The organism is Rufibacter sp. JT3400010, from assembly GCF_054956755.1.
This window is the reverse complement of sequence record NZ_JBUDXA010000001.1, coordinates 428,582-449,675: the sequence shown is the minus strand read 5'-3', so window position 1 is coordinate 449,675 and position 21,094 is coordinate 428,582. Positions and strand designations below refer to the sequence as shown.

The following is a 21,094-nucleotide window of genomic DNA, read 5'->3' as shown; positions in this document are numbered from 1 at the left end:
GGAAGTAACTTCCGCGCCATAGTGGCCTTTACCTAAAATGCTTTCCCTCTTCCACAAAGGCGTATTCCCCTCCTAGGAGGGGTAAGGGTGGGTTTTGCACGTATTCCCATCTCCTTCAAAGGCGCACAAATCTGCTAAAGCAAACTTACTTAACTGACTTCACAAAAGCCACCACCGCAGGCATCAATTGGCTGGCCAAAGGAAGAGTGGGATTGGAGTAGGTGCTGATATTTGCGTTACGCTCTGAAGTAGTTTCCTTAAGCACATGGTTCATGTTCTGCACTTCTACCAACTTGCATTTAGGAGCGGCGGCAGCCAATAATTGAACTTCGTTCAGGCTCACCTGCAAATCTTGGGTGCCCTGAACCAGCAACACCGGTACGGTCAGTTTCCGAAGTTCTGCTTGCGGATCATACTTGAACCAGGAGATGAGATAGGGCTGCACGCTTGGTCTGAACAGCACCGCCAGCATTGGGTTTGCATCCGGCACCGTTTTGCCTTGAGCCAACTGGTCAAGAATAGGATAAGCAACTTCTTTCACCATCTCGGATAAGGGTTGCAATTGCTCTCTAATCACCTTCTCAGCCGATTGCCCGGCGCCTGCTACAGAGATGAAGGCATCTGCCTGAGCCTGCCGGGCGGCTATTATGCCAATCAAAGAACCTTCGCTGTGGCCTAAGACTACTACTTTACTGAATCTTGGGTCTTTCTTCAATTTCTGAATCCAGGCGGTGGCGTCCTGCACGTAATGGTCAAACCTTAAATCAAACTCTGATATAGCTGCGCTTTGGCTTTCGGCAATGCCACGTTTGTCAAACCGCACTGAAGCAATTCCCTGAGCATAAAGTTCCTCGGCCACCATCTTCAGGCTGTTGTTTTTCATGGCTGGGTTGTTCCCGTCGCGGTCGGTGGGGCCGGAACCGGAGAGAAGGAGAACCACCGGTACTTTCCCGGTGGAGACAGGAGCGAGTAGCGTGCCTTTGAGAGTACCTTTCTGCGTGACCAGCTCTATAGGCTTACCTTTGGCAGAAGCAGCAGATTGGGCTTGCGCCCGAAACAGACACAAGAAACAGAGTAAAGTCAGTAGCAAGGTGTTTTTCATCTGTTTTCTGGAAAAGGAGCCTAAAATCAAGGTTACTTCAAAAGCGGAGCAGCGGCTTCTTTTACGCGTTGCACCAAGCTAGCCGAAGCGGGAGCCAGGGGCAACCGCACGAACGGCTCACAGATACTGGCTTGTTGCAGCGCCAGTTTCACGCCCACCGGATTCGCCTCTTCGTACATAAGCGGATTGATTTTTCCGAAGGAACGTTGCAGCGCACCCGCTTCTCTGAAGTTTCCTTCCAGCGCCAGACGGGTCATACGGCTGAACCGCTCCGGAAATGCGTTGGCCAAAACAGAGATAATACCGTCACCACCCACCGAGATCAAAGGAACGGTGTGCATGTCATCACCGCTGATGACCAGAAAACCTTCGGGTCTTTCTTCCAAAATGGTCATGTACTGTTCCATGTTGGCGCTGGCGTCTTTAGTGCCTAAGATGTTGGGGTGCTGGGCTAGGCGCAGGGTAGTAGCGGCGGTCATGTTGATGCCCGTTCTGCCCGGTACGTTGTACAGAATCACCGGCACTGGCGAAGCATCGGCGATAGCCGTGTAGTGAAGAAAAATGCCTTCCTGCGAAGGTTTGTTATAGTAAGGGCACACCGAAAGGATAGCGTCAATGCCGGTAAAATCCAGCTTTTTGATTTGATCCAGCACGTAGTGCGTGTCATTGCTGCCTAAACCGTACACAATCGGTTTCCTACCTGCCACGCGCTCTTTGGCGAAGGCCAGCAAAGTGGCTCTTTCCTCGGGAGAAGTGGTCACCGACTCGCCTGTGGTGCCGTTCACCACCAGATAATCTACGCCATTCTCTATGTTGAAATCTATTAAGCGGCCAAAAGCTTCCAGGTCAACGGAAAGGTCGGCTTTGAAAGGAGTTACCAAGGCTACACCTGTTCCTCTTAATGCTTGCATGTCTGTAGGTTTGATGAATTTTTCGTCTCTCAAAGATACAGCTTTGCGCCATTAGTTGGTGTGTAGGACGAACGTTTGTTCTGCTACTTCTTAAAAGCCGTTTTTACCCTCAATTCTGGAAAATAAACCCTAAACAGTAATCGAAAAGAATCTCCCATGATGCTTTAAGGCTAGCTAAGTAAAAAGAGGCAATAAATATTCGGAAAGGTGAAAGGCTTATGACTCAGAACTCAAGACTCAGAACTAAAAACTATATATTCTTGCTTTCCACCCAGCGCATGAAGGACTCTTTGTAACTGTCACCAATGGGCACTTCCTGCTCCTTTATTCTGATGCGGCCTTTCTCAATACTATCTATGTGGGCCAGCGAAACAATGTAAGAACGGTGTACCCGCGCGAACTCCTGCTCCGGAAGTTTTTCCATGATTTTGTTCATAGATAACAGAGTGATTATCTTACGGGTAATGGTATGAATGATCACGTAGTCCTTTAAGCCTTCAATAAAAAGAATATCCTTCAGGTTAACCCGAAGTGTTTTGTAATCAGCCTTTACAAAAATGAAATTTTCGTTGTCAGCCGGAGTTGAGGCGGGCTGCGAAATGGGCAGCGAGGCGGGCTGAAGTTGCGCACGTTCGTAGACTTTGTTCACGGCCTTGAAGAAGCGGTCTAAGGGAATGGGCTTGAGCAGGTAATCTACCGCATCCAGGGTAAAGCCGTCCAACGCGTACTGCGGATAGGCGGTGGTGAAGATAATAGCGGGCCGATGGGAGAGCGACTGCACAAACTGAACCCCGGTAATCTCGGGCATCTCAATATCCAGAAACAGGAGGTCTATTGGCTGACGCTGCAAAATGGTCATAGCCTCCAAAGCGCTGGAGCAGGTCTGGATGAGTTGCAGAAACGGAATCTTGCTGATGTAAGAGCGCATGATGTCCAACGCGAGCGGTTCATCATCAATGGCGAGGCAGGTCAGTTGCATCTTGTGAAGGTACGTGTTTAGGAACGTTTGGTCAAGGTGAGCGTCGTGTTAAAGTCCTGTTCCTGTTGCCGGGTAGTGAACGTGTAGTTGCCCGGGTAAAGGAGTTCCAGACGTCTTTTCAGGTTCTGGAGCCCAATACCCCCGTAGGAGTTTTCATTTCCGCTGGCGGATTTCATGCGGTTCTGGGTAGTGAAGGTGAGGCTGCCGTTTTGGGCGGAGAGATGCACGTGCATGGGTGCTGAGGTAAGGCCATGCTTGAACATATTTTCTACCAAAGGCATCAGCAGCATGGGTGGGAGGGATAGGCTACTCAAGTCTCCATCTATCTGTGAGGTGAGCAAAGAAGGATCGGTCAGGCGCAGGCGGTGCAGGTCCAGTAAGTGCTCCAAGTGTTCCACCTCGCGCTCCAGCGGAACCACGTTGGTATTGGTTTCATAGAGCTGATAACGCAGCAACAGCGACAGTTTCATAATGACATCTGGGGTAGAGGGTGCCTGCTGGTAAGCCAGTGAGTAGATGTTGTTTAACGTGTTGAACAGAAAGTGAGGGTTTACCTGGGCTTTTAATAATTCCAGCTCCGTTGTCAATTGTTGTAGTTCCAGTTCTTTGCGCCTGCGTTCGTTGCGGAGGTAATCGCCGGTGACTTTCAAGGAGGAACTCAGGAAGATATTCATCAGGCCAAACACCGCCAGTTGTACCAGGTTAGTGATATAAGCGATCATGGTGGGGTACTTGGCCATCTGTTCAGCCAACGTTGGGGTAACACTGGCTTGCATCTTTATCTGATAGATCTCTATAGGAGCACGCACCGCCGCGAAAACTGCCAACGTCACCACTACAGCCGCCGCATACCCCAGTACATTTCCCTTCGCCAGAATTCTGGGTAACAGCACAAACCAATTAAAGTAAAAGAGCGCCAGATGAAAGCCAAACGTCTGCACCACGTCTAACGCTTTCCAAGTCCAGGGTAAATTCTTTTGAGACATACTGAAATGCATGGTAAGCGAGAGCACTATCAATACTATCCAAAGCAGCATGTGCAGCAAAACCGGGAAGTGTTTTTTCATTGTTTTATCCAAAAGAAACCAAAACTAAGCATTACAGGAAGTTTTCGGCGCAGAAACAACAGGAATTAGACTAACCCTCCAATTGTATCGACGAACAGGTTAATGGGGGTGAAAACGGCTTTTGTCCTGATGAAGTAGGGGTTGGTCTAGTTTAGTTGCGGTATGCAGAGGGAAGCTGTTCATTTGATTCATCCAACCTCAAACGCTATGCAAAAACCGCTCATCTCTACCCATCAGCTCACCTATCGCTACGGTCCGCAGGAAATACTAAAAGGTCTGAACCTAGAGATTCCCCAAGGCAGCATCTATGGTTTCCTGGGGCAAAACGGCGCCGGAAAGACCACTACCATCCGGTTGTTACTGGGTTTGTTAAAACCATCCGGCGGAAACATTCGGCTGTTCGGGCAGGAGTTGACTGCGCAGCGGGTGCCAATTCTGCAACGGGTAGGCGCCTTGATTGAAACGCCCAGCCTGTACCGTCACCTCTCTGGGAAAGACAATCTGGAAGTGATGCGCCGGGTGCTGGGGATAGAGAAAAAACATATTACCGAAGTGCTGGAGATTGTGCAGCTGCAACATGACGCGCATCGGCTGGTGAAACAATATTCCCTGGGCATGTGCCAGCGATTAGGTATTGCGCTGGCGCTGCTCTCAGACCCCGATCTGCTCCTTCTGGACGAGCCTACCAATGGCTTAGACCCAAGCGGCATCCGGGCGATGCGGGAACTGCTCAAAGAGCTGAATCAGGTGCACGGCAAAACCATCTTCCTTTCCAGTCATTTGTTAAGCGAAATTGAGAAAACAGTGACGCACGTGGGCATTCTCCATCAGGGGCATCTCTCTTTTCAGGGCAGCGTGCAGGAATTGCAGGAGGCAACCACAGCTTCTAAAAGCATTGAGGTGGAAGTAGATAATGCGTTGTTAGCAAAGGAGATATTACTTGGTAATGGATTCAAAGTCGAGCCTATAAATCGGTATTGCCTTAGAATAGCCGTGCCCGAAAAAGCAGAAGCGGCAGTTCTTAACCAGCTACTGGTACAGGGTGGGGTTTCGGTGTTTGGCTTGTCCTATACGAGCCAAAGCCTGGAGGAAGTTTTCCTGCACCTCACGCAAAATACTACCTCAACAACTCTTAAAACTACTCCTTCACTTTTGCAAAACGCCTAAAAAGATGAAGGCAGCAATCACGTACCTGGGCCGGGGAGTTTCGGCGGAAGCTTTGAAAATCAAAAATACCTGGGCTTTGTGGCTTTCGGTGCTGGCGCCGCTTTCCATTGTTGGAATGACGTTCCTGGTTTTCTTTTTCAAAGGGCACTTAATACTGAAGCCGGGTACTAATCCCTGGCTGATGTGGACGTTAAATAACTTCGCGGCTACTTCCCAACTGCTGGTGCCGCTGTTTCTGGCCTTGATCACTGCCTTAGTGAACGGCACCGAGCACCAAAGCGGCGGCTGGAAGCAGTTGTACGCCTTGCCGGTGCCTAAAGGCTGGGTATTCCTGAACAAATTTCTTCTGCAGTTCGGGCTGATGGTACTGGCCTGCGTGGTGTTCTGGGCCGGAATAGTGGCCGGTGGTTACCTGTTAGGTTTAGTGCGCCCAGGTCTGGGGTTTCAGCATTTCCACCATGTGCAGAGCATTAGCCTGAATGCGTTCCGCCTTTTAGTAGGGTCGCTCTTCATCTTTACGATGCAGTTCTGCATCAGCTTTCGTTTCAAGAGCATTGCCCTGAGCATTGGCTTGGGAATTCTGTTTACTATGGCTTTTCTCATCGGGAGCCGATGGGAGCACATCGGGTATTATCCTTATAGTTGGCCCTACTTTTCGGCTGCCTTCAACCTGAAAGAGACTTCCTTGTTTGTGCCGCAGATGGGATATAGCCTTGCCGGAAGCATGGTGCTTTTCCTGCTGGGGCTGTGGGATTCCTGCCGAAAATAGATACAGTAGTTTAAGAGGTGATTTAGGTAAAACAACTTATAAACAGATAATTATGAAAATAATGTTTACTGTTGCTTTAGGTGCTGTTTTAGGCTGGGCCACTAGCACTTGGCAAGAGGAAGACCAGTTAGCCTTGGAACAACACCAACTGAAAATAAATGAAGTACTGTACCAGGCAGCCGCTCGCACGGCAGAGGAGAAGGCCCTTTCAGAAGTACTGTATCTGTGGCCGTAAGTCAGCCGGTCCGTTTAACTTAAAGTGTAGTACGGTTCTTTCTCTTTGTCATGCATTCTAATCTGGCCCTGTAGGACCAGGTACACCAATAAGCGTTTGGTTCGCTGTTTGGAAAGATTGGCCAGGTGCATGAAATCTTTGATGGTGAGTTTACGGTATTTTCTGAGCAGCTCCAGAATGCGTTCTTGTTGGTGGTCTACTTTGTCTTCCAAAGACTCGGTGGCAGGTTCCAGCCTAAGCGACTTCTCCACCAGTTTGCTGGTTTGCACGCTCTCATCTTTCACCCTGATGTAGCTGCGCCAATCGTCTTCCTTTACTTTAGCCAAATGGGGTTTGGTGCCACTTTCGGGAATGATCACTTTCAGGATGGTGCCTTCGTCCATCTCCACTTCTTTGTAAATGACCTTCACGGGCGGCTCGCAGAAGGTAGTGATGGCAATGTCCAGGGAATATTTCTCTTCCTCGGGATCTGCGCCGCAGATGGTGCCGTCGTCCTGTACACCTACCAGAATCTGTCCGCCGCGCGTGTTGGCGAAGGAGACCAGGGTGCGGGCAATGCGAGCCGGGTGGGTGATGGTCTTCTTGAACTCCAGCGTTTCGCTTTCCCCCTCTAAAATCAACAGATACATTTCCTGCATGCCGAATAGTGTTTGGTTTGGACGGTGTTTTCCGAAAAGAAGCTAAAAACCGGTTTGTTCGGCACTTATGTCCCACAGGCGGCGAGCCACGTGCGCGTTATTGGAATCTCCGGCCGAGGCCGCCTGCTTGCAGTTCTTGAAGTATTTACCGCTTATATGGTTCAAGTGTGGCGAGGTGGCCAGATACACCGATGTCTTGGCACCTTTCTCGGGTGTTTTCATGAAAATGCGGGCTAACCGGAAGAACTGTTTAATGAAGAAATTGCTGTTACTCCCAAAGCTGGTTCCCACTACGCCCGGATGCAGGCAGTTCACCGTCAGATTGGTGAATTCTGTGCGGCGGGCCAGTTCATAGGTAAAGTGAATATTAGCCAGTTTGGAATCGGCGTACGCTGTAATAGCGCTGTATTTCTGCGGCTTACCGGCGTGCTCAAAGTCTATCTGCCCCAACCGGTGCGCTTCTGAGGTGACATTGATCACGCGTCCTTGTTCGGCGGCCAGCAAGGGCTCCATGAGTAAGTTGGTGAGTAGGAAAGGGGCGAGGTGGTTGGTGGCCCAGGCCAATTCCCACCCGTCTACCGTGGTTTCCATAACCCCGGGGATGAGTCCGGCGTTGTTGAGGAGCACGTCAATGAACGGGTAGTTTTCCTTGAGTTCGGCGGCCACTTTTCTCACTTCCTGCAAAGAAGATAAATCTGCGAGATGAAGTTTCAGGTTCGCTTCGGGCACTTTCTGCTTGATTTCTTCCATGGCCTGCAGCCCTTTCAGTTCGTTTCGGCACACGAGCACTACCTGCGCTCCCTCTTTAGCCAATGCCTGCGCGGTGGCCTTGCCTATGCCCGAACTTGCGCCGGTGACCACCATTACCTTTCCTTCTTTGTCTGTTGTCATGTTCTGTGCTATTCCAGGGTGTCTGGATAAGAGCTGGTTTAAATTTTGGGTTTGCAGCGAGAAAACCAACGTTTAAACACGCTCACAGGGGCACTACGCAAATTTTGTACTTTTCGCTGTGTTGAAAGTTCAGCTTTTACGCAGACATAAAAAATGCGGCCTTTTGGGGCCGCATTTTATGGTAAAGAAGGATTATCCTGAACTTAGAAAGGAAGGTCGTTGTCCATGTCATCGCTGATGAACGAAGAGCTGGATTTCACGGGCTGCTGGGCGGCATACGGGTTGCCAGAGGCTTGCGGCTGCGCGGCATTGCCGGCGTGCTCTACTCTCCAGGCCTGCAGGTTGGTGAAGTACATGGTGGTTCCGTTCTTAGTGAACGGCTTTCCGCTGAGGTTAAAGGCAACCTTCACTTCATCGCCTGTTTTATAGTTGTCAAGAATACCGCACTTGTCTTGGGTAAGCTGAAACTTGGCATATTGCGTATAAGAGCCGTCTGGGATTTCCAAAACGAATTCGCGTTTACGGAATTTCTCGCTCACTTGGGTTTCGTCAAAGATTTCGTGCAATCTTCCTTGTACATCAAAAGACATAGGTGATATTTTTAAAGATTAGTAAAGTAACTATTACAAAGATACAAAGAATAGAGGGTTTAGATTCCCCCGGCTAGACTTTAATTTATCCCCATGCAGCCTTTTTTCGGAATGCCCTGCTGGTGGCGCAAACGCTTTATTTTATGTCACTAAGTCTTAACCTTGTAGAAAAATTTTTCCTTTATATATGAAGAACCAATCCCGTTTTGCCATTGCCCTGCACGGAGGTGCCGGAACTATCACTAGAGATTCCCTCACCCAGGAAATGGATCTTGCATACCGGCAGGCGTTGCAGGCAGCCCTGACCATTGGCTACCGGGTGTTACAGCAAGGCGGAACGTCTCTGGCGGCGGTAGAGGCTACCGTGGTTTCTTTGGAAGATTGCCCTTTGTTTAATGCGGGCCGAGGTTCGGTGTTCAATAAAAGGGGCACGCACGAGATGGACGCTGCCCTCATGGACGGCAAGAACCTGGCAGCCGGAGCAGTCACTGGCGTAAGAAACGTCCGGAATCCCATTCAGCTGGCCAGCCAGGTGTTGCACCATTCAGACCATGTGTTTCTCTGCCAGCAAGGGGCCGAGGAATTTGCCCGCAACCACGGCATCGTCTTTGAACCAGATGACTACTTCTTCACCCAGCAGCGCTACGACCAGTGGCAGGCCCTCCGTGATTCTGACACCTACATGCTGGACCATTCTGAGACCAAGGAAAAGAAATTCGGGACGGTAGGGGCCGTGGCCCTGGACTTACAGGGAAACCTGGCCGCTGCCACTTCTACGGGTGGTATGACCAACAAGAACTTCAACCGCATTGGCGACACGCCCATCATTGGCGCGGGTACCTACGCTAACAACCGCACCTGCGCCATCTCCTGCACCGGCCACGGCGAGTACTTCATGCGGAACGTGGTAGCGTATGACATTTCTTGCCTCATGGAATACAAAGGCCTGTCCCTTTCGGAAGCCTCGGCGCTGGTAGTGCATCATAAGCTGAAAGAACAGGGGGGAGAAGGTGGCCTGGTAGCCGTAGATTTCAACGCCCAAGTAGCCTTGCCTTTCAACTCAGAGGGCATGTACCGGGCTAGCTGGGTTTCAGGTCAGGAACCGGTGGTGGCTATTTATGAGGAGTAGCTCTGGTGCTGCTGAGTACATGGAAGCGCTTTCTATAGGCTGCGACCTTCATCCGGTAGAACAACGACATTACGGTGTAACGTCGTACGCATTCCATAACTCCCCACCAATTTACCTTCCTAGGCGGGGCACTGATAGGCTCATTTTCCTACTAAAGGGCAAAGGGGGAAATCAATGTTTAAGAACTGATTTTGTGAAAGTAGCTTCAAAATAGTAGTGCTAAATACATTAGAGTTATGTGTATTATCTTAGAATTTAATCCAGGCTATCAATACATTACCTTGTGACTTTAAAAGTGTCGCTTTAATCAGAATTACTCCGTCAACACCTGTTTGGCTCCCACGCAGAACTTACGTTCTTTGATATCATAGTAATTTCCGAAGGCCAAAACGTGCATCTTGAAGTTCTCAATGGAAAGCGGCGTGCCCGGGGCGGCGTAGGAGGTGTTGTTGTGTTTGATATGGTGGCCGTCTACCACAATGACCAAATTGGAGCCAATGGTTTCAATAAAATTCCCTTGGGTAATCATCACGCCAGTGTCTTCCCCCAGCCCAATCCCAATCTTGAACGGGTGCGTGGCCACGGCTTCCATTAACCGTCCAAAACGGCCTCTTTTTACAAAGTGCGAGTCAAAGATGACGTTCTCCTGAAATGCCAATCCGCGGTCCAATTTCACCGAGCCCTTAAGCAAGGAGTGTTGGCTGCTGCCTCCTTTTATCATGATATCAGACATCGCCATGGCGCCTGCACTTGTTCCGGCAATGACAAAACCGGCTTCATTCCAATAACGGTTCAGCAAAATCTGGTGAAAGGCCGTGCCGGAGTAAATCCGGAACAAACGGGATTGGTCACCGCCGGTAAACATCACGCCGCTGGCTTGCTGTAAACGTTCCAAATACTCAGGTTTGAGCGCATCGGCTTCCTCCCTGATGTCCATGATGCCTACCTGCTTGCATCCCAAAGCCTCAAACGCCTGCAAGTACAACGCACCAACCTCCTCCGGAATCATGGAAGCAGTGGTGATGACTTCCACCCGAGCTTTGCTGCCGCCCATGGCGTCAATGATGCGCCGGAGAATGCCTAATTCAAAGAAACTTAAATGAAAACGCTTTTTAGGTCTAGGGAAGGTGCCTTTGTCTTCGCTTCCGCCTACGGCGATGAGAATGCCTTTGGGGGCCAGCTCAAATTTGGTCATGTATGCTACTCATTTTACTGTTATAGCTTTTTATACGGCGTAAACAGCTTTAACGGACTAATTAGCGGTAGAAAGATAAACTCGTAAAATCCTTTACGGCATTTTCAAACTACCGTATTTTAACCTCGTATAAAAATTATTTACTTGATTTTCAGATAATAAGAAACGCTTTGAAATTAACTTCTTTACATGACCTGTTCATCCATCAGATGAAGGATCTCTACAACGCCGAACAGCAATTATTGAAGGCGATGCCCGAAATGATGCAGATGGTGACCAGTCCGGAACTGGCAAACGCCCTGGAAACGCACATGCGCGAGACCCAGGGCCAGATACAACGCCTAGAGCAGTGTTTCCAGACCATGGGCATCAGCGGTGACGGTGAGAAATGCATGGCCATGGAAGGAATCCTGAAAGAAGCCAAAGCCTTTCTACAGCATGAGGCTGACGCCGAAGTCATGGATGCTGGTATTATTGCCTGCGCCCAACGGGTAGAGCACTACGAGATTGCCGGCTACGGCACCGCCTGTACCTACGCCAAATTCCTGGGCTTAACCGATGTTCTGAACCACCTCAAGGAAATCCTGAACGAAGAGAAAATGACTGACGAGAAACTGACCATGATTGCGGAAACCACGGTAAACCGAAAAGCGGAAAATCATTAACGTATTCCTCCTGTAAAGCAGAACAGCCCGTTCATTTTAATTGAACGGGCTGTTCTGCTTTACAGGAAATCCTTTCTAACGGAGGAGAGCGTCTAATGAACTGGTGGAAACAGCGTGGTAGTTGGGCCGAGCTTTTTCGTAAATTTCCTTCGCCAAAGCCGTTCCTTCTTCTGTTTGCAGCAAAGTTTTGTACAAAGGCAGCAGAAACTTCCGTCTTCCTACCCGTACCAAAAAGGATTCCAGCGCGGGATAGGCGGCTTTGTATTGATGTGTCACCGCGTGCCGTAGCCATTCCGCTTGAATTTCAGCGTTGCCGGAGGCGGTAAATCCAAACGCCTCGTCCAGTTCCTGCAATTGGGGCAATGTCAGTTGCTTGGGCAAGTTGCTCAGGAAGTACAGCCATTCATGGGTGCTCCAATGCGCGGTGGTGAGTTCGTTGGCTGGTATGCCTGTCGTCCATTTTTCCAGTTCCTGCGCTACTTTCTCAAACAGGGCCGCTTTCACGGGTGCTACGCCGGCGGGAATACCAGGGGCGTAGATCCAGTCTTTCGCTCTTGCTTTCTGCGTCAATTCCTCGTTTCCGTTTAGGAGCTCTTTTTCCAGAAACTGCTCAAAACGGGCCGTATCCATGGACTGAAACTGAAACGTACTAAAATAGCGGTGCACAAAGGCGTCAAACTTTTCCCGGCCTACCAGGGCTTCCAGATGGCGCAGAAACAGGTTGCCTTTCTCGTACGCAATTTCGGTGAGGCCTTCGTCTGGGTCACGGTTCTCCAGGTTCAGTTTGAGGAAAGTGTCTTGCGGGGTGTTGCTTAGTTCTTCCAGAGTGTGCCGCAAATCTTGATAGCCCAGGGTGTGCAGCATTTCGGCGTAGTCTGGGCCGTAAAGGGCTTCCATGATGCGTCGTTCAAAGTAAACGGTAAAGCCTTCGTTCAGCCAAAAGTCATTCCAGGTGGCGTTGGTCACCAGATTACCCGACCACGAATGCGCCAGTTCATGGGCCACCAGACTGGTGAGGGAACGGTCTCCGGCAATGATGGTGGGCGTGGCAAAGGTAAGCTTCGGATTTTCCATGCCCCCGAAAGGGAAGCTAGGCGGAAGCACCAGTAGATCATAACGGCCCCATTGGTACGGGCCGTACAGGTTCTCGGCGGCCAGCAGCATCTGCTCGGTCTCGGCAAACTCGTAAGCGGCGGCTTCCAGGGTTTCCGGCTCAGCGTACACACCGCATCTTTCGCCCAGGGGCGCAAAAACCAGATCGCCTACGGCTAGGGAGAGAAGGTAAGACGGAATGGGCTGGTCCATCCTGAAAAAGTACGTTCCCGCTTCGTTTTTCTCCTGCGGGTTCTCGGCGCTCATGAGGGGCAGTAGGTGAGGAGGGATCTGCACCCGAGCTGTGTAGGTGAACCGCACACTAGGGCTGTCCTGGCACGGGAGCCAGGTGCGCGCCAGAATAGCTTGGGATTGGGTGAACAGGAAAGGCTGCGTTTTACCAGCGGTTTGGGCAGGTTCCAACCACTGTAGCGCCGCCGATGCTGGCGTAGTCTCAAAGCTGATCCGGATTTTCTCTGTATCCGGTTTCAGGGGGATTTTCAAACCCTGGCCCAGAAACGGCTTTTCTTCTGTGAAGCTGTATTCAATTTCCTGCTCTTCTTCCGCCAGCCAGACCTGCGTAATCTTCAGATGATGGATATCCAATACTATATGTGAGGCTTGCCGATGGCTGACGTGGTAAACGCCGGTACCGGTTATCTGCTTCTGCTCAAAATTGACGGTCAATTCCCAATCTACGTGCTGGATAACAGCTTCTTGGGGTTTTGAAAAGCTGTGTGGGTCTTGGGGAGTTGTCATTTGGCTATTGTTGCTAAAATCCATTTTAGTTTAAAAATATGATTCGGTGAAAAATCAGACTCGTCTACGCCTGTTCTGGCAAATATCTGGTGGTACTACTCATAATAACTTCTGAAAAGAAAGTATTCCAACCCATTAGCCATCTTAATATTCCTGAACAAGCATAGAAGAGCTTGCATCTACAAGAATTGAGTGTAGCTACATTTATGCGGATATAGTTCAATTTTATCCTGCTGCTGTCTCTTAACTTTTTTAGGGGTTTGATAGTATAAGTACCACATCTCTTTGACAGAATTAATCCATATGAAATCAAATAAATCAGTTTTTCCTCTTCTCCTGCTTTTCATGATGACGTTAGCGCTGGTGTCTGCCTGCGCTAAGTCAGGCGATAAGCAACAAAAGAAAGTTGCCTTGGCAACGGTAGATGGTATTCCGCAGCAGACAGACAGTGCATACGTGGTGAATTTCACCAAAAACGATCCTAAGTTCAAGAAACACCTGGATCTGATGAAGCTATTTTACCGGGAGCGCCAATACCGGTTCGCCTGGTTTAAAGACGGTGAATTGGTGCCGCAGGCCTTTAAGTTTGTGGAAGTGCTTAACAAAGCCCATGAAGAAGGGCTAGACCCCAAAGATTACAACCAGAGTCAACTCAAGCAGATGTTCCAAAAACTGGAGCAGTCCCCTAAGGATTCGGCCCGTCACAAACTGCAGGAACAACTTGACGTGACCTTAACCGCTTCCTATTTCAACTATGCCAGTGACTTCTACCGGGGTACGGTAGATCCGCGCAGCGTTGATAACATTGAGTGGGCAGTTAAGAAAAACAAAATCAAGTTACACAAGGCACTTCAGACCATTTTAAAGGAACGGGAAAGCCGTTACCCGTACTATGAATTTGAAGCGCTGCATACCGGGTACATCCGCTTGCGGGAGGCCTTAAAGCAATACCGAGCCGCCAAACAACAGGGCGGCTGGCCCAAGGTGCAGCTTGCCACCAAAATGCTTAAACCCGGCGACTCTGCCGAGGCAGTGATGACGCTTAGACACCGTATAATTGGTAAAGTGGCCGAAAACACGCCACAAAACAGAGTCTATGATGATCAATTGGCTACCGCGGTCAAGAACTTCCAGATACGCCACGGCCTGAGACCAGATGGGGTAGTAGGCGGGGAGACCTTGCGGGTCATGAACATTCCTATTGAAGATAGGATTGACCAGATTATCATCAATATGGAGCGCTGGCGTTGGGTGCCCAAGCGCTTTGAAGACAAGTACGTGTTTGTGAACATTCCGGAATACATGCTGCACGTGTTTGAGAAAGATAAAGAAGTGCTGAGCATGAAAGTGGTGGTAGGAAAGGAAATGCACGCCACCCCGGTGTTCAGCGACAAACTGGAGTACATTGTTTTCTACCCTTACTGGAACATTACCCCGCAGATCTTGGCCGAAGAAATTGCTCCGGCGCAAGCCAACAACCCTAACTACTTAGCCAAAAATGACATGGAGTTGGTGAAAGACATAGGCAATAATAAGGTGGAAGTGGTTTCCCCTTCTTCAGTGGATTGGTATTCAGTAGATGAGAAATTCAAATACCGAGTGCGCCAGCGGCCGGGTAGCAGGAATCCGTTAGGCTATGTGAAATTTATCTTCCCCAACGAGCATAACGTGTACTTGCATGATACCCCCTCAGACCATTTGTTCAACCAAACCGAGCGCGGTTTCAGCCACGGGTGTATCAGAATTGAGAAGCCCTTTGAGATGGCCCAGTACCTATTGAAAGATCAGAAACAGTGGACACCTTCTGCTATCAAAGCGGCCATGCACGGGGGAGAAGAGAAGTACGTGAACCTCTCAGCCAAAGTGCCAGTGTACATTGTGTATTTTACGACCTGGGTTGATGACAATGGCGCCATCCACTTCCGCGATGATATTTACAACCATGATCGTGACCTGGAGATGGCTTATTTTAGATAAGTAACGCTTTATTACCTTCATTTAGGTTCTTAAATAAAGGCCCCTGCCTGCTCAGACTTTGAGCAGGCAGGGGCCTTTTCTGTTTTACAAATATAGCTGCCTTCCTGCAACTCTATAGCATGCAACTGTTTAATAGGCTAATATCACAAAGCCAAGGCATCTTCTGAAAGTCAAAGCATCCATCATTAAACTGTCCACTCACTAGTAGATGTGCCAGTAAAGAGTAACCCCGCTCTAAGTTATCGTGCCCATGCTCTGGTGGAGTGACTAGGATTTAAGCTTTAGTGATAACTATTGTAAACAGATAAGTAAATAGATATTAAGGTAAGTTAAATTATGGAATAAGAGTATAACACAAATGTATACAAAAATTAAGTTAACATTTGTTTATTATTATTACAAACGTGAATTAAGGTATTGATTTGTAGAATTTAGATTTCTAATTGAATTTTATTACATTTGTAAATTCTAAATCAGATGTATTATCTTAGGATTTGTCTATTTAAATCAATTGATTTAAATATGAAGAGTTTACATTTGTGCTCAACCTTAACCATCACCTTTACGTGACAGATTTATTAACCAGAATACAGGAAGTAATTAGCTGGAGTGCAATGGGGCCTACTGCTTTTGCAGATGAAATTGGCATAGCAAGACCGGTCATCAGCCATATTCTATCTGCTAGAAACAAAGCGAGTTTGGAAGTGGTACAGAAGCTACTTAGCCGGTTTCCTGAAATATCTCCCATTTGGCTGCTCTCAGGCGAAGGGGAAATGCTCAGTGGTGTGCCTGCTACTTCTAGTAGTGTGGCCAATAAGAATGAGACGCCATTGCCCAAATACCGAAATGAGGTAGCAAGCGCCTTCAGCCAGGAAGCGAGTAAAGGACAACGGAAGGAAAAAAGTAGGCCTGCTGTAACAGACCTGAAAGAGGAAGCGGCTAAAAAACTAGTTAAAGTGATGCTGTTCTATTCAGATGGAAGCTTTGAGAGTTATGATCCTTCCTAAAAGCGATGGTTGATAGCGGCAGTTGGAGTTGCTATTCTGTAGCCCTGCCCCGTTGTAGGTGAAGAATATTAAGATCGCTTCTTATTAGATCCTTTGATAAGGAATCTTTTGCACTTAAAACTCTGAAGCCAATTTCGTGTATTCGCTTAATTGACTACTTCTATGAAAGCAAAGTAATGTCAAAAAGATAGACTCCTTCTTCAGAGGTTTTGGTCAAAGACAGGTGCAACTTCTGTAACTCACCGTAGTAATTTGCGATTCCCTTTATCACACCAACTCCTAATTGAGGTATGTTTCTCTTGGAGCGGTATATGATATGTAAGCTCTTGGAACTTTTGCGTTCAATTTCTAAGATAGGCGGAGCAACGTTGGGGTTGTTTGTGCGCACGGCATGGTGCATGGTGCGCTCCGTATGCTCTAATAAGTCCATGGTTCTCCAGGAAGGGTCAATGTAGGCTTTGTACACTTTCAACAGACTGGGAACCAGCGTGTACCCAAACTTTTCCAGGAAATCACCCGCTTCCACTTCCAGTAACTTGATTGCTTCCCCCACCAAAGAAAAGACAACAGTATCTGGATAAATCTGATTTGCATCTATTGAAAGGTTTTCAGCATTAGCGTTCTTGGAAACTGTATTCCAGGTTGTAAATCCGTATTCTTTGATAATAAACTTCTCGAATTCTAACAGTATAAAACCATGCATAGGTGGGTGAGATTAATTCTAAGCTAAAACTACTGCTTGTACGGATAGTCTCAGACAAAAAATGATGTTAATACTGAATGGGACAATCTAATCAAGTGAAATTTGCCGTGTACCAAAAATCATCTTGAAAAAGAGAAGAAGGCAAAAGCTATAAACTCAATAAAAACAAAAGAGTCCCTTCACAAGAAGCGAAGGGACTCTTTTCCAAAAGCGGTCCGGACGGGACTCGAACCCGCGACCTCCGCCGTGACAGGGCGGCATTCTAACCAACTGAACTACCGGACCAACATCTTCCGGAGACCTGCTGTCCCCGTTTGATGGTGCAAATATGTAGAGTTAATTTTTAGCATGCAACAGATGCCTCACAAAGTTTCTAAATATTTTGAATAGTGAAGGAGGAGGAGGGCCGTTTTGCCTCTGTTTTTCTGAAAGAAGCTACAAAACAACTGCAAGCGTTTTATGTCTGCGCCTGAACGGAAAGATGTTCATTCGAAACTAAAAACCACTTAAAGCAAAAAGAGTCCCTTTACAAACTGTAAAGGGACTCTTCTCAAAAGCGGTCCGGACGGGACTCGAACCCGCGACCTCCGCCGTGACAGGGCGGCATTCTAACCAACTGAACTACCGGACCAACATCTTCCGGAGACCTGCTGTCCCCGTTTGATGATGCAAATATGGGGGGCAGATTGTTACCACACAACAGGCAAGCCCAAAAAAGACCAAAAGAAACGGCCCTTAAACGCTAACCGGTTCAGTGTCAAACCGAAAATTTTATGTAAAAACTTGAAAAAACTCGTGCTACAAAACTTTGCAAGTTTCGTTTACCTTTGTAGTCACACTTTAGCTAAACGTAAGGGGCATTACTATGCTGTTAGATTTTGAACAACCCATTGCTTCTCTGGAAGGAAAATTAGCCGAGATGAAAAAACTGGCCTCTGAGAGCCAGGTAGACGTGAGCGAGGCGGTTACTGCACTAGAGGAGAAAATAAAATCGCTTAAGAAAGAAACCTACGCCAACCTTACCCGGTGGCAGCGGGTGCAACTCTCCCGGCACGTGGAGAGACCTTATACCTTAGACTATATTAAAGGACTTTCTCCCACCTTTATAGAATTGCACGGCGACCGTAATGTGCGCGATGACAAAGCAATGGTGGGCGGTTTTGGCGAGATTGACGGCAAAACGGTGATGTTCATTGGCCAGCAGAAAGGCCGGAACACCAAAGAGCGTCAGTACCGTAATTTCGGGATGGCCAACCCCGAGGGGTACCGCAAAGCGCTTCGCCTGATGAAACTGGCCGAGAAATTCAACAAACCCATCATCACCTTCATTGATACGCCGGGCGCTTTCCCGGGGCTGGAGGCTGAAGAAAGAGGGCAGGGCGAAGCCATTGCGCGTAACCTGAAAGAGATGTTCATGCTCAAGGTGCCGGTCATCTGCATCATCATTGGGGAAGGTGCCTCGGGCGGAGCCCTGGGTATTGGCATTGGAGATAAGGTGTTCATGCTGGAAAACACCTGGTATTCGGTGATTTCGCCGGAGTCGTGTTCTTCTATTTTATGGCGCAGCTGGAACTACAAAGAACAAGCAGCCGAAGCCCTGAAACTGACCGCCAAAGACATGTTGGGAAATAAACTGGTGGACGGCATTATTAAAGAACCGTTGGGCGGCGCGCACGTGAACCCCGAGAAGATGATCAGAACCCTGCAAAAAAAGATTCTCTCAACCCTAGAAAAGCTGGAAGCCATTTCCCCCGAAGACCGCATTATGCAACGCATTGAGAAGTTCGGCGAGATGGGCGTAGTAACAGAGTAGTTCTGTTTTACCGCTTCTTTTTAGAAATCAGACTAAAAACCCCCAGGCATGGCCATGAATCTGTATCCTATTCCTACCGGAAATTTCAAGTTAGACGGTGGGGCCATGTTTGGTGTGGTTCCTAAATCCATCTGGCAGCGCACCAACCCGGCAGACGAAAATAACCTCTGTTCCTGGGCCATGCGCTGCCTGCTGGTGGAAACCGATGGCCGCCTGATTTTGGTTGACAACGGCATAGGAGACAAGCAGGATGGCAAGTTCTTCAGCCATTATTACCTGCACGGTGATGATTCACTGGAGAAATCTTTGCGCGAGGCGGGCTTCGGGTTTTCTGATATCACAGATGTATTCTTGACGCACCTGCACTTTGACCATTGCGGTGGTTCTGTGAAGTACGGCAAAGACGGCAGCATCCTTGAAACCGTTTTCGCTAACGCCCGCTACTGGAGCAACCAGGACCATTGGCAATGGGCCACAGAACCCAACCCCAGAGAGAAAGCGAGCTTCATCAAAGAGAACATCCTTCCCATTCAGGAGAGCGGACAACTGGAATACCTGGTAACGGGCCAGGAGCAGTTCCTGCCTGGGTTTGACGTGACCTATGTAGACGGACACACCGACAAGATGATGGTGCCTCGGTTGCAGTACAAAGGGCATACGCTCTGCTTCATGGCCGATCTGCTGCCCTCTGTAGGGCACATGCCACTCCCGTACGTGATGGGGTATGACACCCGGCCACTGCTGACGCTTCAGGAAAAAGAGAAATTCCTGAAGCAGGCCGCCGATGAAAACTGGGTTTTATTCTTTGAACACGACGTCCAAAATGAATGCTGCACCGTAAAGCACACCGACAAAGGAGTAAGGGTAGACCAAGTTTTCCCTTTGTCTGAGTTGTAGCAGATGCAGAAATTAGGAATTTGTATGTCTGGCGGGGCTGCCAGAGGAGTGGCGCACTTGGGAGTTTTACAGGCACTGCAGGAAATGGGCATTCACCTTCATGCCATCTCCGGAGTGAGTTCTGGAGCCATTGCTGGTGCTTTTTTCGCGGCTGGTTACGCCCCAACTGAAATTCTGAAATTGGTTTGTGCGTTGCCTTTGCCCAAGTTGCTCAGGCCAGCCCTTAATAGAGGTATCCTGCATACCCAGGCGCTGCACAAGATCTTTGAGGAACACCTGCAGGGCCGCACGTTTGAAGAACTTCCTATTAAGTTATGGATTTCGGCTTTGGATTTAGTGGAAGGTAGTACCGTTTACTTTACCCAGGGTTCTTTGGTGGATGCCTTGAAAGCTTCTTCGGCGGTACCGGTGTTGTTCAAGCCCATGCAGCTAGAGAAAAGGCAATTAGTAGACGGCGGCATCATCAATAACCTGCCGGTAGAATGTTTGACCGGGGAATGTGATAAGATCATTGGCGTACATGTCAATCCTACGCCTACCAATTTTGACATTAACGGCATCAAACAGGTAACGGAGCGAATCTTTCATTTAGCCCTGCACGAGAACATTCAGAGCAGAATTTCCCTTTGCGACTTGTTTCTGGAGCCACCCAAACTGAAGGACTTTCATATCTTGGATCTCAAAAAAGCGCAGGAAATGTACACCATAGGGTATGAATATACCTTAGATATAGCCCCCCAGATTGAAGCTTTAATGAAGTCTGAGGTAGATTAATCTATTAATTGTACTATATATTTGTGTTTTTATATAGTACTTCTGTGCACTTCAGCCGTATGAGTCATCATAGAGAATGTCATTTACCTTTATGTTGGCTTTATGAGAAAGTTGCTTTTCGCAAGCATTTTACTTCTAACGTTTATGCAGGCCCGGGCTCAGGAAAACCGGGGCACACTTGTACCAGCCAAAATATTTCAGCGCAGTTTAATGGTGGGCGGAAGCGTTTCTGGTTCCTATAAGCAAATCAACATCACCAGTGGCAGTGAGCCTTTATCCGGGCACCGGCAGCAGTTTGATCTGGATGTCAAACTAGGCTACTTCGTTTTAAGCGATGTAGCCTTGGGAATGAAGGGAACCATCTACCATTACAAAGAAGTGATGGACGATCAGATTCCTACCCAGGCCACCAATATCTTAGTAGGGCCTTTTGCCCGCTATTATTTGCAGAATGGTTTTTACGGCGAAGCCAGTGCGGCCGTGGGGGTAAACAATAAACCCAATAACCCCAAAACGGAACTGGCCGAATTCAAAGGTGGGGTGGGGTACGCCATCTTCATCAATCCCAAAGTAGCCATTGAGCCCGCCGTCATGTTCTCATACTACCAGGAAAAGAGGCCATCTGAAGGAAACAAAAAAGTGACCGAATGGGGCCCTTCGGTGAACATAGGCTTGCAGGTGTATTTGTTCCGGGAACGGAAGTTCCAGTTGTCTCCCCGTTAACCACAATACCG

At 48.5% G+C, this 21,094-nt stretch carries 21 protein-coding genes and 2 tRNA genes; 11 read left to right on the top strand and 12 right to left on the bottom strand.

All coding sequences use genetic code 11. The features are described 5' to 3' along the window. Positions 1 to 145: 145 nt before the first annotated feature. From ACY0JR_RS01820 to ACY0JR_RS01805, 4 genes are all read right to left on the bottom strand, one after another. The gene (locus ACY0JR_RS01820) at positions 146 to 1,102 is read right to left on the bottom strand and encodes an alpha/beta hydrolase (protein WP_462632103.1); all 957 of its coding nucleotides are present in this window, start codon (positions 1,100 to 1,102) and stop codon (positions 146 to 148) included. 32 nt (positions 1,103 to 1,134) lie between these two features. Continuing rightward, positions 1,135 to 2,013: a 4-hydroxy-tetrahydrodipicolinate synthase gene (dapA, locus tag ACY0JR_RS01815; protein ID WP_462632102.1), complete on the bottom strand. Its 879-nt coding sequence runs from the start codon at positions 2,011 to 2,013 to the stop codon at positions 1,135 to 1,137. Positions 2,014 to 2,263: 250 nt separating this feature from the next. Beyond that, positions 2,264 to 2,992 carry a LytR/AlgR family response regulator transcription factor gene (locus tag ACY0JR_RS01810; protein WP_462632101.1) on the bottom strand — a complete coding sequence of 243 codons (729 nt, stop codon included), beginning with the start codon at positions 2,990 to 2,992 and terminating at the stop codon, positions 2,264 to 2,266. 17 nt (positions 2,993 to 3,009) lie between these two features. Beyond that, positions 3,010 to 4,059, bottom strand: coding sequence for a sensor histidine kinase (locus ACY0JR_RS01805; protein ID WP_462632100.1), 1,050 nt, complete (start codon positions 4,057 to 4,059; stop codon positions 3,010 to 3,012). 207 nt (positions 4,060 to 4,266) lie between these two features. Between ACY0JR_RS01805 and ACY0JR_RS01800 the strand changes: the two genes are divergently transcribed. The 3 genes from ACY0JR_RS01800 to ACY0JR_RS01790 are packed head-to-tail and all read left to right on the top strand — an operon-like array spanning position 4,267 to position 6,230. Continuing rightward, on the top strand, positions 4,267 to 5,226 hold the full coding sequence (locus tag ACY0JR_RS01800) for an ABC transporter ATP-binding protein (RefSeq protein WP_462632099.1): 960 nt from the start codon (positions 4,267 to 4,269) through the stop codon (positions 5,224 to 5,226). A gap of 4 nt (positions 5,227 to 5,230) precedes the next feature. Beyond that, positions 5,231 to 5,995, top strand: a complete 765-nt coding sequence (locus ACY0JR_RS01795) for an ABC transporter permease (RefSeq protein WP_462632098.1) — start codon at positions 5,231 to 5,233, stop codon at positions 5,993 to 5,995. A gap of 52 nt (positions 5,996 to 6,047) precedes the next feature. Further along, positions 6,048 to 6,230 (top strand): hypothetical protein, encoded by a 183-nt coding sequence (locus ACY0JR_RS01790; RefSeq protein ID WP_462632097.1) that lies wholly within the window; start codon positions 6,048 to 6,050, stop codon positions 6,228 to 6,230. 14 nt (positions 6,231 to 6,244) lie between these two features. On the opposite strand, the gene ACY0JR_RS01785 is transcribed toward ACY0JR_RS01790, so the two are convergent. From ACY0JR_RS01785 to ACY0JR_RS01775, 3 genes are all read right to left on the bottom strand, one after another. Next, entirely contained in the window at positions 6,245 to 6,868 is a 624-nt protein-coding gene (locus tag ACY0JR_RS01785; protein ID WP_462632095.1) for an AlbA family DNA-binding domain-containing protein, read from the bottom strand. A gap of 42 nt (positions 6,869 to 6,910) precedes the next feature. Beyond that, on the bottom strand, positions 6,911 to 7,759 hold the full coding sequence (locus ACY0JR_RS01780) for an SDR family oxidoreductase (protein ID WP_462632094.1): 849 nt from the start codon (positions 7,757 to 7,759) through the stop codon (positions 6,911 to 6,913). A gap of 203 nt (positions 7,760 to 7,962) precedes the next feature. After that, positions 7,963 to 8,349 carry a DUF3127 domain-containing protein gene (locus ACY0JR_RS01775; RefSeq protein ID WP_462632092.1) on the bottom strand — a complete coding sequence of 129 codons (387 nt, stop codon included), beginning with the start codon at positions 8,347 to 8,349 and terminating at the stop codon, positions 7,963 to 7,965. Between the two features lie 187 nt (positions 8,350 to 8,536). Between ACY0JR_RS01775 and ACY0JR_RS01770 the strand changes: the two genes are divergently transcribed. Further along, entirely contained in the window at positions 8,537 to 9,478 is a 942-nt protein-coding gene (locus tag ACY0JR_RS01770; protein ID WP_462632091.1) for an isoaspartyl peptidase/L-asparaginase family protein, read from the top strand. Between the two features lie 313 nt (positions 9,479 to 9,791). Here ACY0JR_RS01770 and ACY0JR_RS01765 read toward each other — a convergent pair whose 3' ends face one another. Further along, the gene (locus ACY0JR_RS01765) at positions 9,792 to 10,673 is read right to left on the bottom strand and encodes a cyanophycinase (protein ID WP_462632090.1); all 882 of its coding nucleotides are present in this window, start codon (positions 10,671 to 10,673) and stop codon (positions 9,792 to 9,794) included. A gap of 170 nt (positions 10,674 to 10,843) precedes the next feature. Between ACY0JR_RS01765 and ACY0JR_RS01760 the strand changes: the two genes are divergently transcribed. Next, positions 10,844 to 11,338 (top strand): YciE/YciF ferroxidase family protein, encoded by a 495-nt coding sequence (locus tag ACY0JR_RS01760; protein WP_462632089.1) that lies wholly within the window; start codon positions 10,844 to 10,846, stop codon positions 11,336 to 11,338. Between the two features lie 75 nt (positions 11,339 to 11,413). Here ACY0JR_RS01760 and ACY0JR_RS01755 read toward each other — a convergent pair whose 3' ends face one another. Next, positions 11,414 to 13,189 (bottom strand): M1 family metallopeptidase, encoded by a 1,776-nt coding sequence (locus tag ACY0JR_RS01755; RefSeq protein WP_462632088.1) that lies wholly within the window; start codon positions 13,187 to 13,189, stop codon positions 11,414 to 11,416. A gap of 303 nt (positions 13,190 to 13,492) precedes the next feature. Between ACY0JR_RS01755 and ACY0JR_RS01750 the strand changes: the two genes are divergently transcribed. Next, complete coding sequence (locus tag ACY0JR_RS01750; protein WP_462632087.1) at positions 13,493 to 15,166, top strand: L,D-transpeptidase family protein; 1,674 nt, start codon at positions 13,493 to 13,495, stop codon at positions 15,164 to 15,166. A gap of 566 nt (positions 15,167 to 15,732) precedes the next feature. After that, on the top strand, positions 15,733 to 16,173 hold the full coding sequence (locus ACY0JR_RS01745; protein WP_462632086.1) for a helix-turn-helix domain-containing protein: 441 nt from the start codon (positions 15,733 to 15,735) through the stop codon (positions 16,171 to 16,173). A 160-nt stretch (positions 16,174 to 16,333) separates the two neighbouring features. Here ACY0JR_RS01745 and ACY0JR_RS01740 read toward each other — a convergent pair whose 3' ends face one another. From ACY0JR_RS01740 to ACY0JR_RS01730, 3 genes are all read right to left on the bottom strand, one after another. Beyond that, a complete protein-coding gene (locus ACY0JR_RS01740; protein ID WP_462632084.1) occupies positions 16,334 to 16,876 on the bottom strand; it encodes a heme NO-binding domain-containing protein in 543 nt (180 codons plus the stop codon). A 211-nt stretch (positions 16,877 to 17,087) separates the two neighbouring features. Continuing rightward, positions 17,088 to 17,161: transfer RNA gene (locus ACY0JR_RS01735), tRNA-Asp, on the bottom strand. A gap of 272 nt (positions 17,162 to 17,433) precedes the next feature. Then, positions 17,434 to 17,507 (bottom strand) — tRNA-Asp (locus ACY0JR_RS01730). Between the two features lie 234 nt (positions 17,508 to 17,741). On the opposite strand from ACY0JR_RS01730, the gene ACY0JR_RS01725 reads away from it, so the two are divergent. From ACY0JR_RS01725 to ACY0JR_RS01710, 4 genes are all read left to right on the top strand, one after another. After that, a complete protein-coding gene (locus ACY0JR_RS01725) occupies positions 17,742 to 18,689 on the top strand; it encodes an acetyl-CoA carboxylase carboxyltransferase subunit alpha (RefSeq protein WP_462632083.1) in 948 nt (315 codons plus the stop codon). 54 nt (positions 18,690 to 18,743) lie between these two features. After that, positions 18,744 to 19,586 (top strand): MBL fold metallo-hydrolase, encoded by an 843-nt coding sequence (locus ACY0JR_RS01720; RefSeq protein WP_462632106.1) that lies wholly within the window; start codon positions 18,744 to 18,746, stop codon positions 19,584 to 19,586. Positions 19,587 to 19,589: 3 nt separating this feature from the next. Continuing rightward, complete coding sequence (locus ACY0JR_RS01715) at positions 19,590 to 20,360, top strand: patatin-like phospholipase family protein (protein ID WP_462632082.1); 771 nt, start codon at positions 19,590 to 19,592, stop codon at positions 20,358 to 20,360. Between the two features lie 102 nt (positions 20,361 to 20,462). Beyond that, positions 20,463 to 21,083, top strand: coding sequence for a hypothetical protein (locus ACY0JR_RS01710; RefSeq protein ID WP_462632081.1), 621 nt, complete (start codon positions 20,463 to 20,465; stop codon positions 21,081 to 21,083). Positions 21,084 to 21,094 lie beyond the last annotated feature (11 nt).

Bases quoted from the DNA above. Each gene is read 5' to 3' on its own strand.
- ACY0JR_RS01770 (WP_462632091.1), top strand. From the start codon at position 8,537: ATGAAGAACCAATCCCGTTTTGCCATTGCCCTGCACGGAGGTGCCGGA.
- ACY0JR_RS01795 (WP_462632098.1), top strand. From the start codon at position 5,231: ATGAAGGCAGCAATCACGTACCTGGGCCGGGGAGTTTCGGCGGAAGCT.
- ACY0JR_RS01765 (WP_462632090.1), bottom strand. From the start codon at position 10,673: ATGACCAAATTTGAGCTGGCCCCCAAAGGCATTCTCATCGCCGTAGGC.
- ACY0JR_RS01780 (WP_462632094.1), bottom strand. From the start codon at position 7,759: ATGACAACAGACAAAGAAGGAAAGGTAATGGTGGTCACCGGCGCAAGT.
- ACY0JR_RS01740 (WP_462632084.1), bottom strand. From the start codon at position 16,876: ATGCATGGTTTTATACTGTTAGAATTCGAGAAGTTTATTATCAAAGAA.
- ACY0JR_RS01805 (WP_462632100.1), bottom strand. From the start codon at position 4,059: ATGAAAAAACACTTCCCGGTTTTGCTGCACATGCTGCTTTGGATAGTA.
- ACY0JR_RS01785 (WP_462632095.1), bottom strand. From the start codon at position 6,868: ATGCAGGAAATGTATCTGTTGATTTTAGAGGGGGAAAGCGAAACGCTG.
- ACY0JR_RS01800 (WP_462632099.1), top strand. From the start codon at position 4,267: ATGCAAAAACCGCTCATCTCTACCCATCAGCTCACCTATCGCTACGGT.
- ACY0JR_RS01790 (WP_462632097.1), top strand. From the start codon at position 6,048: ATGAAAATAATGTTTACTGTTGCTTTAGGTGCTGTTTTAGGCTGGGCC.
- ACY0JR_RS01725 (WP_462632083.1), top strand. From the start codon at position 17,742: ATGCTGTTAGATTTTGAACAACCCATTGCTTCTCTGGAAGGAAAATTA.
- dapA (WP_462632102.1), bottom strand. From the start codon at position 2,013: ATGCAAGCATTAAGAGGAACAGGTGTAGCCTTGGTAACTCCTTTCAAA.
- ACY0JR_RS01710 (WP_462632081.1), top strand. From the start codon at position 20,463: ATGAGAAAGTTGCTTTTCGCAAGCATTTTACTTCTAACGTTTATGCAG.
- ACY0JR_RS01775 (WP_462632092.1), bottom strand. From the start codon at position 8,349: ATGTCTTTTGATGTACAAGGAAGATTGCACGAAATCTTTGACGAAACC.
- ACY0JR_RS01715 (WP_462632082.1), top strand. From the start codon at position 19,590: ATGCAGAAATTAGGAATTTGTATGTCTGGCGGGGCTGCCAGAGGAGTG.
- ACY0JR_RS01720 (WP_462632106.1), top strand. From the start codon at position 18,744: ATGAATCTGTATCCTATTCCTACCGGAAATTTCAAGTTAGACGGTGGG.
- ACY0JR_RS01810 (WP_462632101.1), bottom strand. From the start codon at position 2,992: ATGCAACTGACCTGCCTCGCCATTGATGATGAACCGCTCGCGTTGGAC.
- ACY0JR_RS01820 (WP_462632103.1), bottom strand. From the start codon at position 1,102: ATGAAAAACACCTTGCTACTGACTTTACTCTGTTTCTTGTGTCTGTTT.
- ACY0JR_RS01750 (WP_462632087.1), top strand. From the start codon at position 13,493: ATGAAATCAAATAAATCAGTTTTTCCTCTTCTCCTGCTTTTCATGATG.
- ACY0JR_RS01755 (WP_462632088.1), bottom strand. From the start codon at position 13,189: ATGACAACTCCCCAAGACCCACACAGCTTTTCAAAACCCCAAGAAGCT.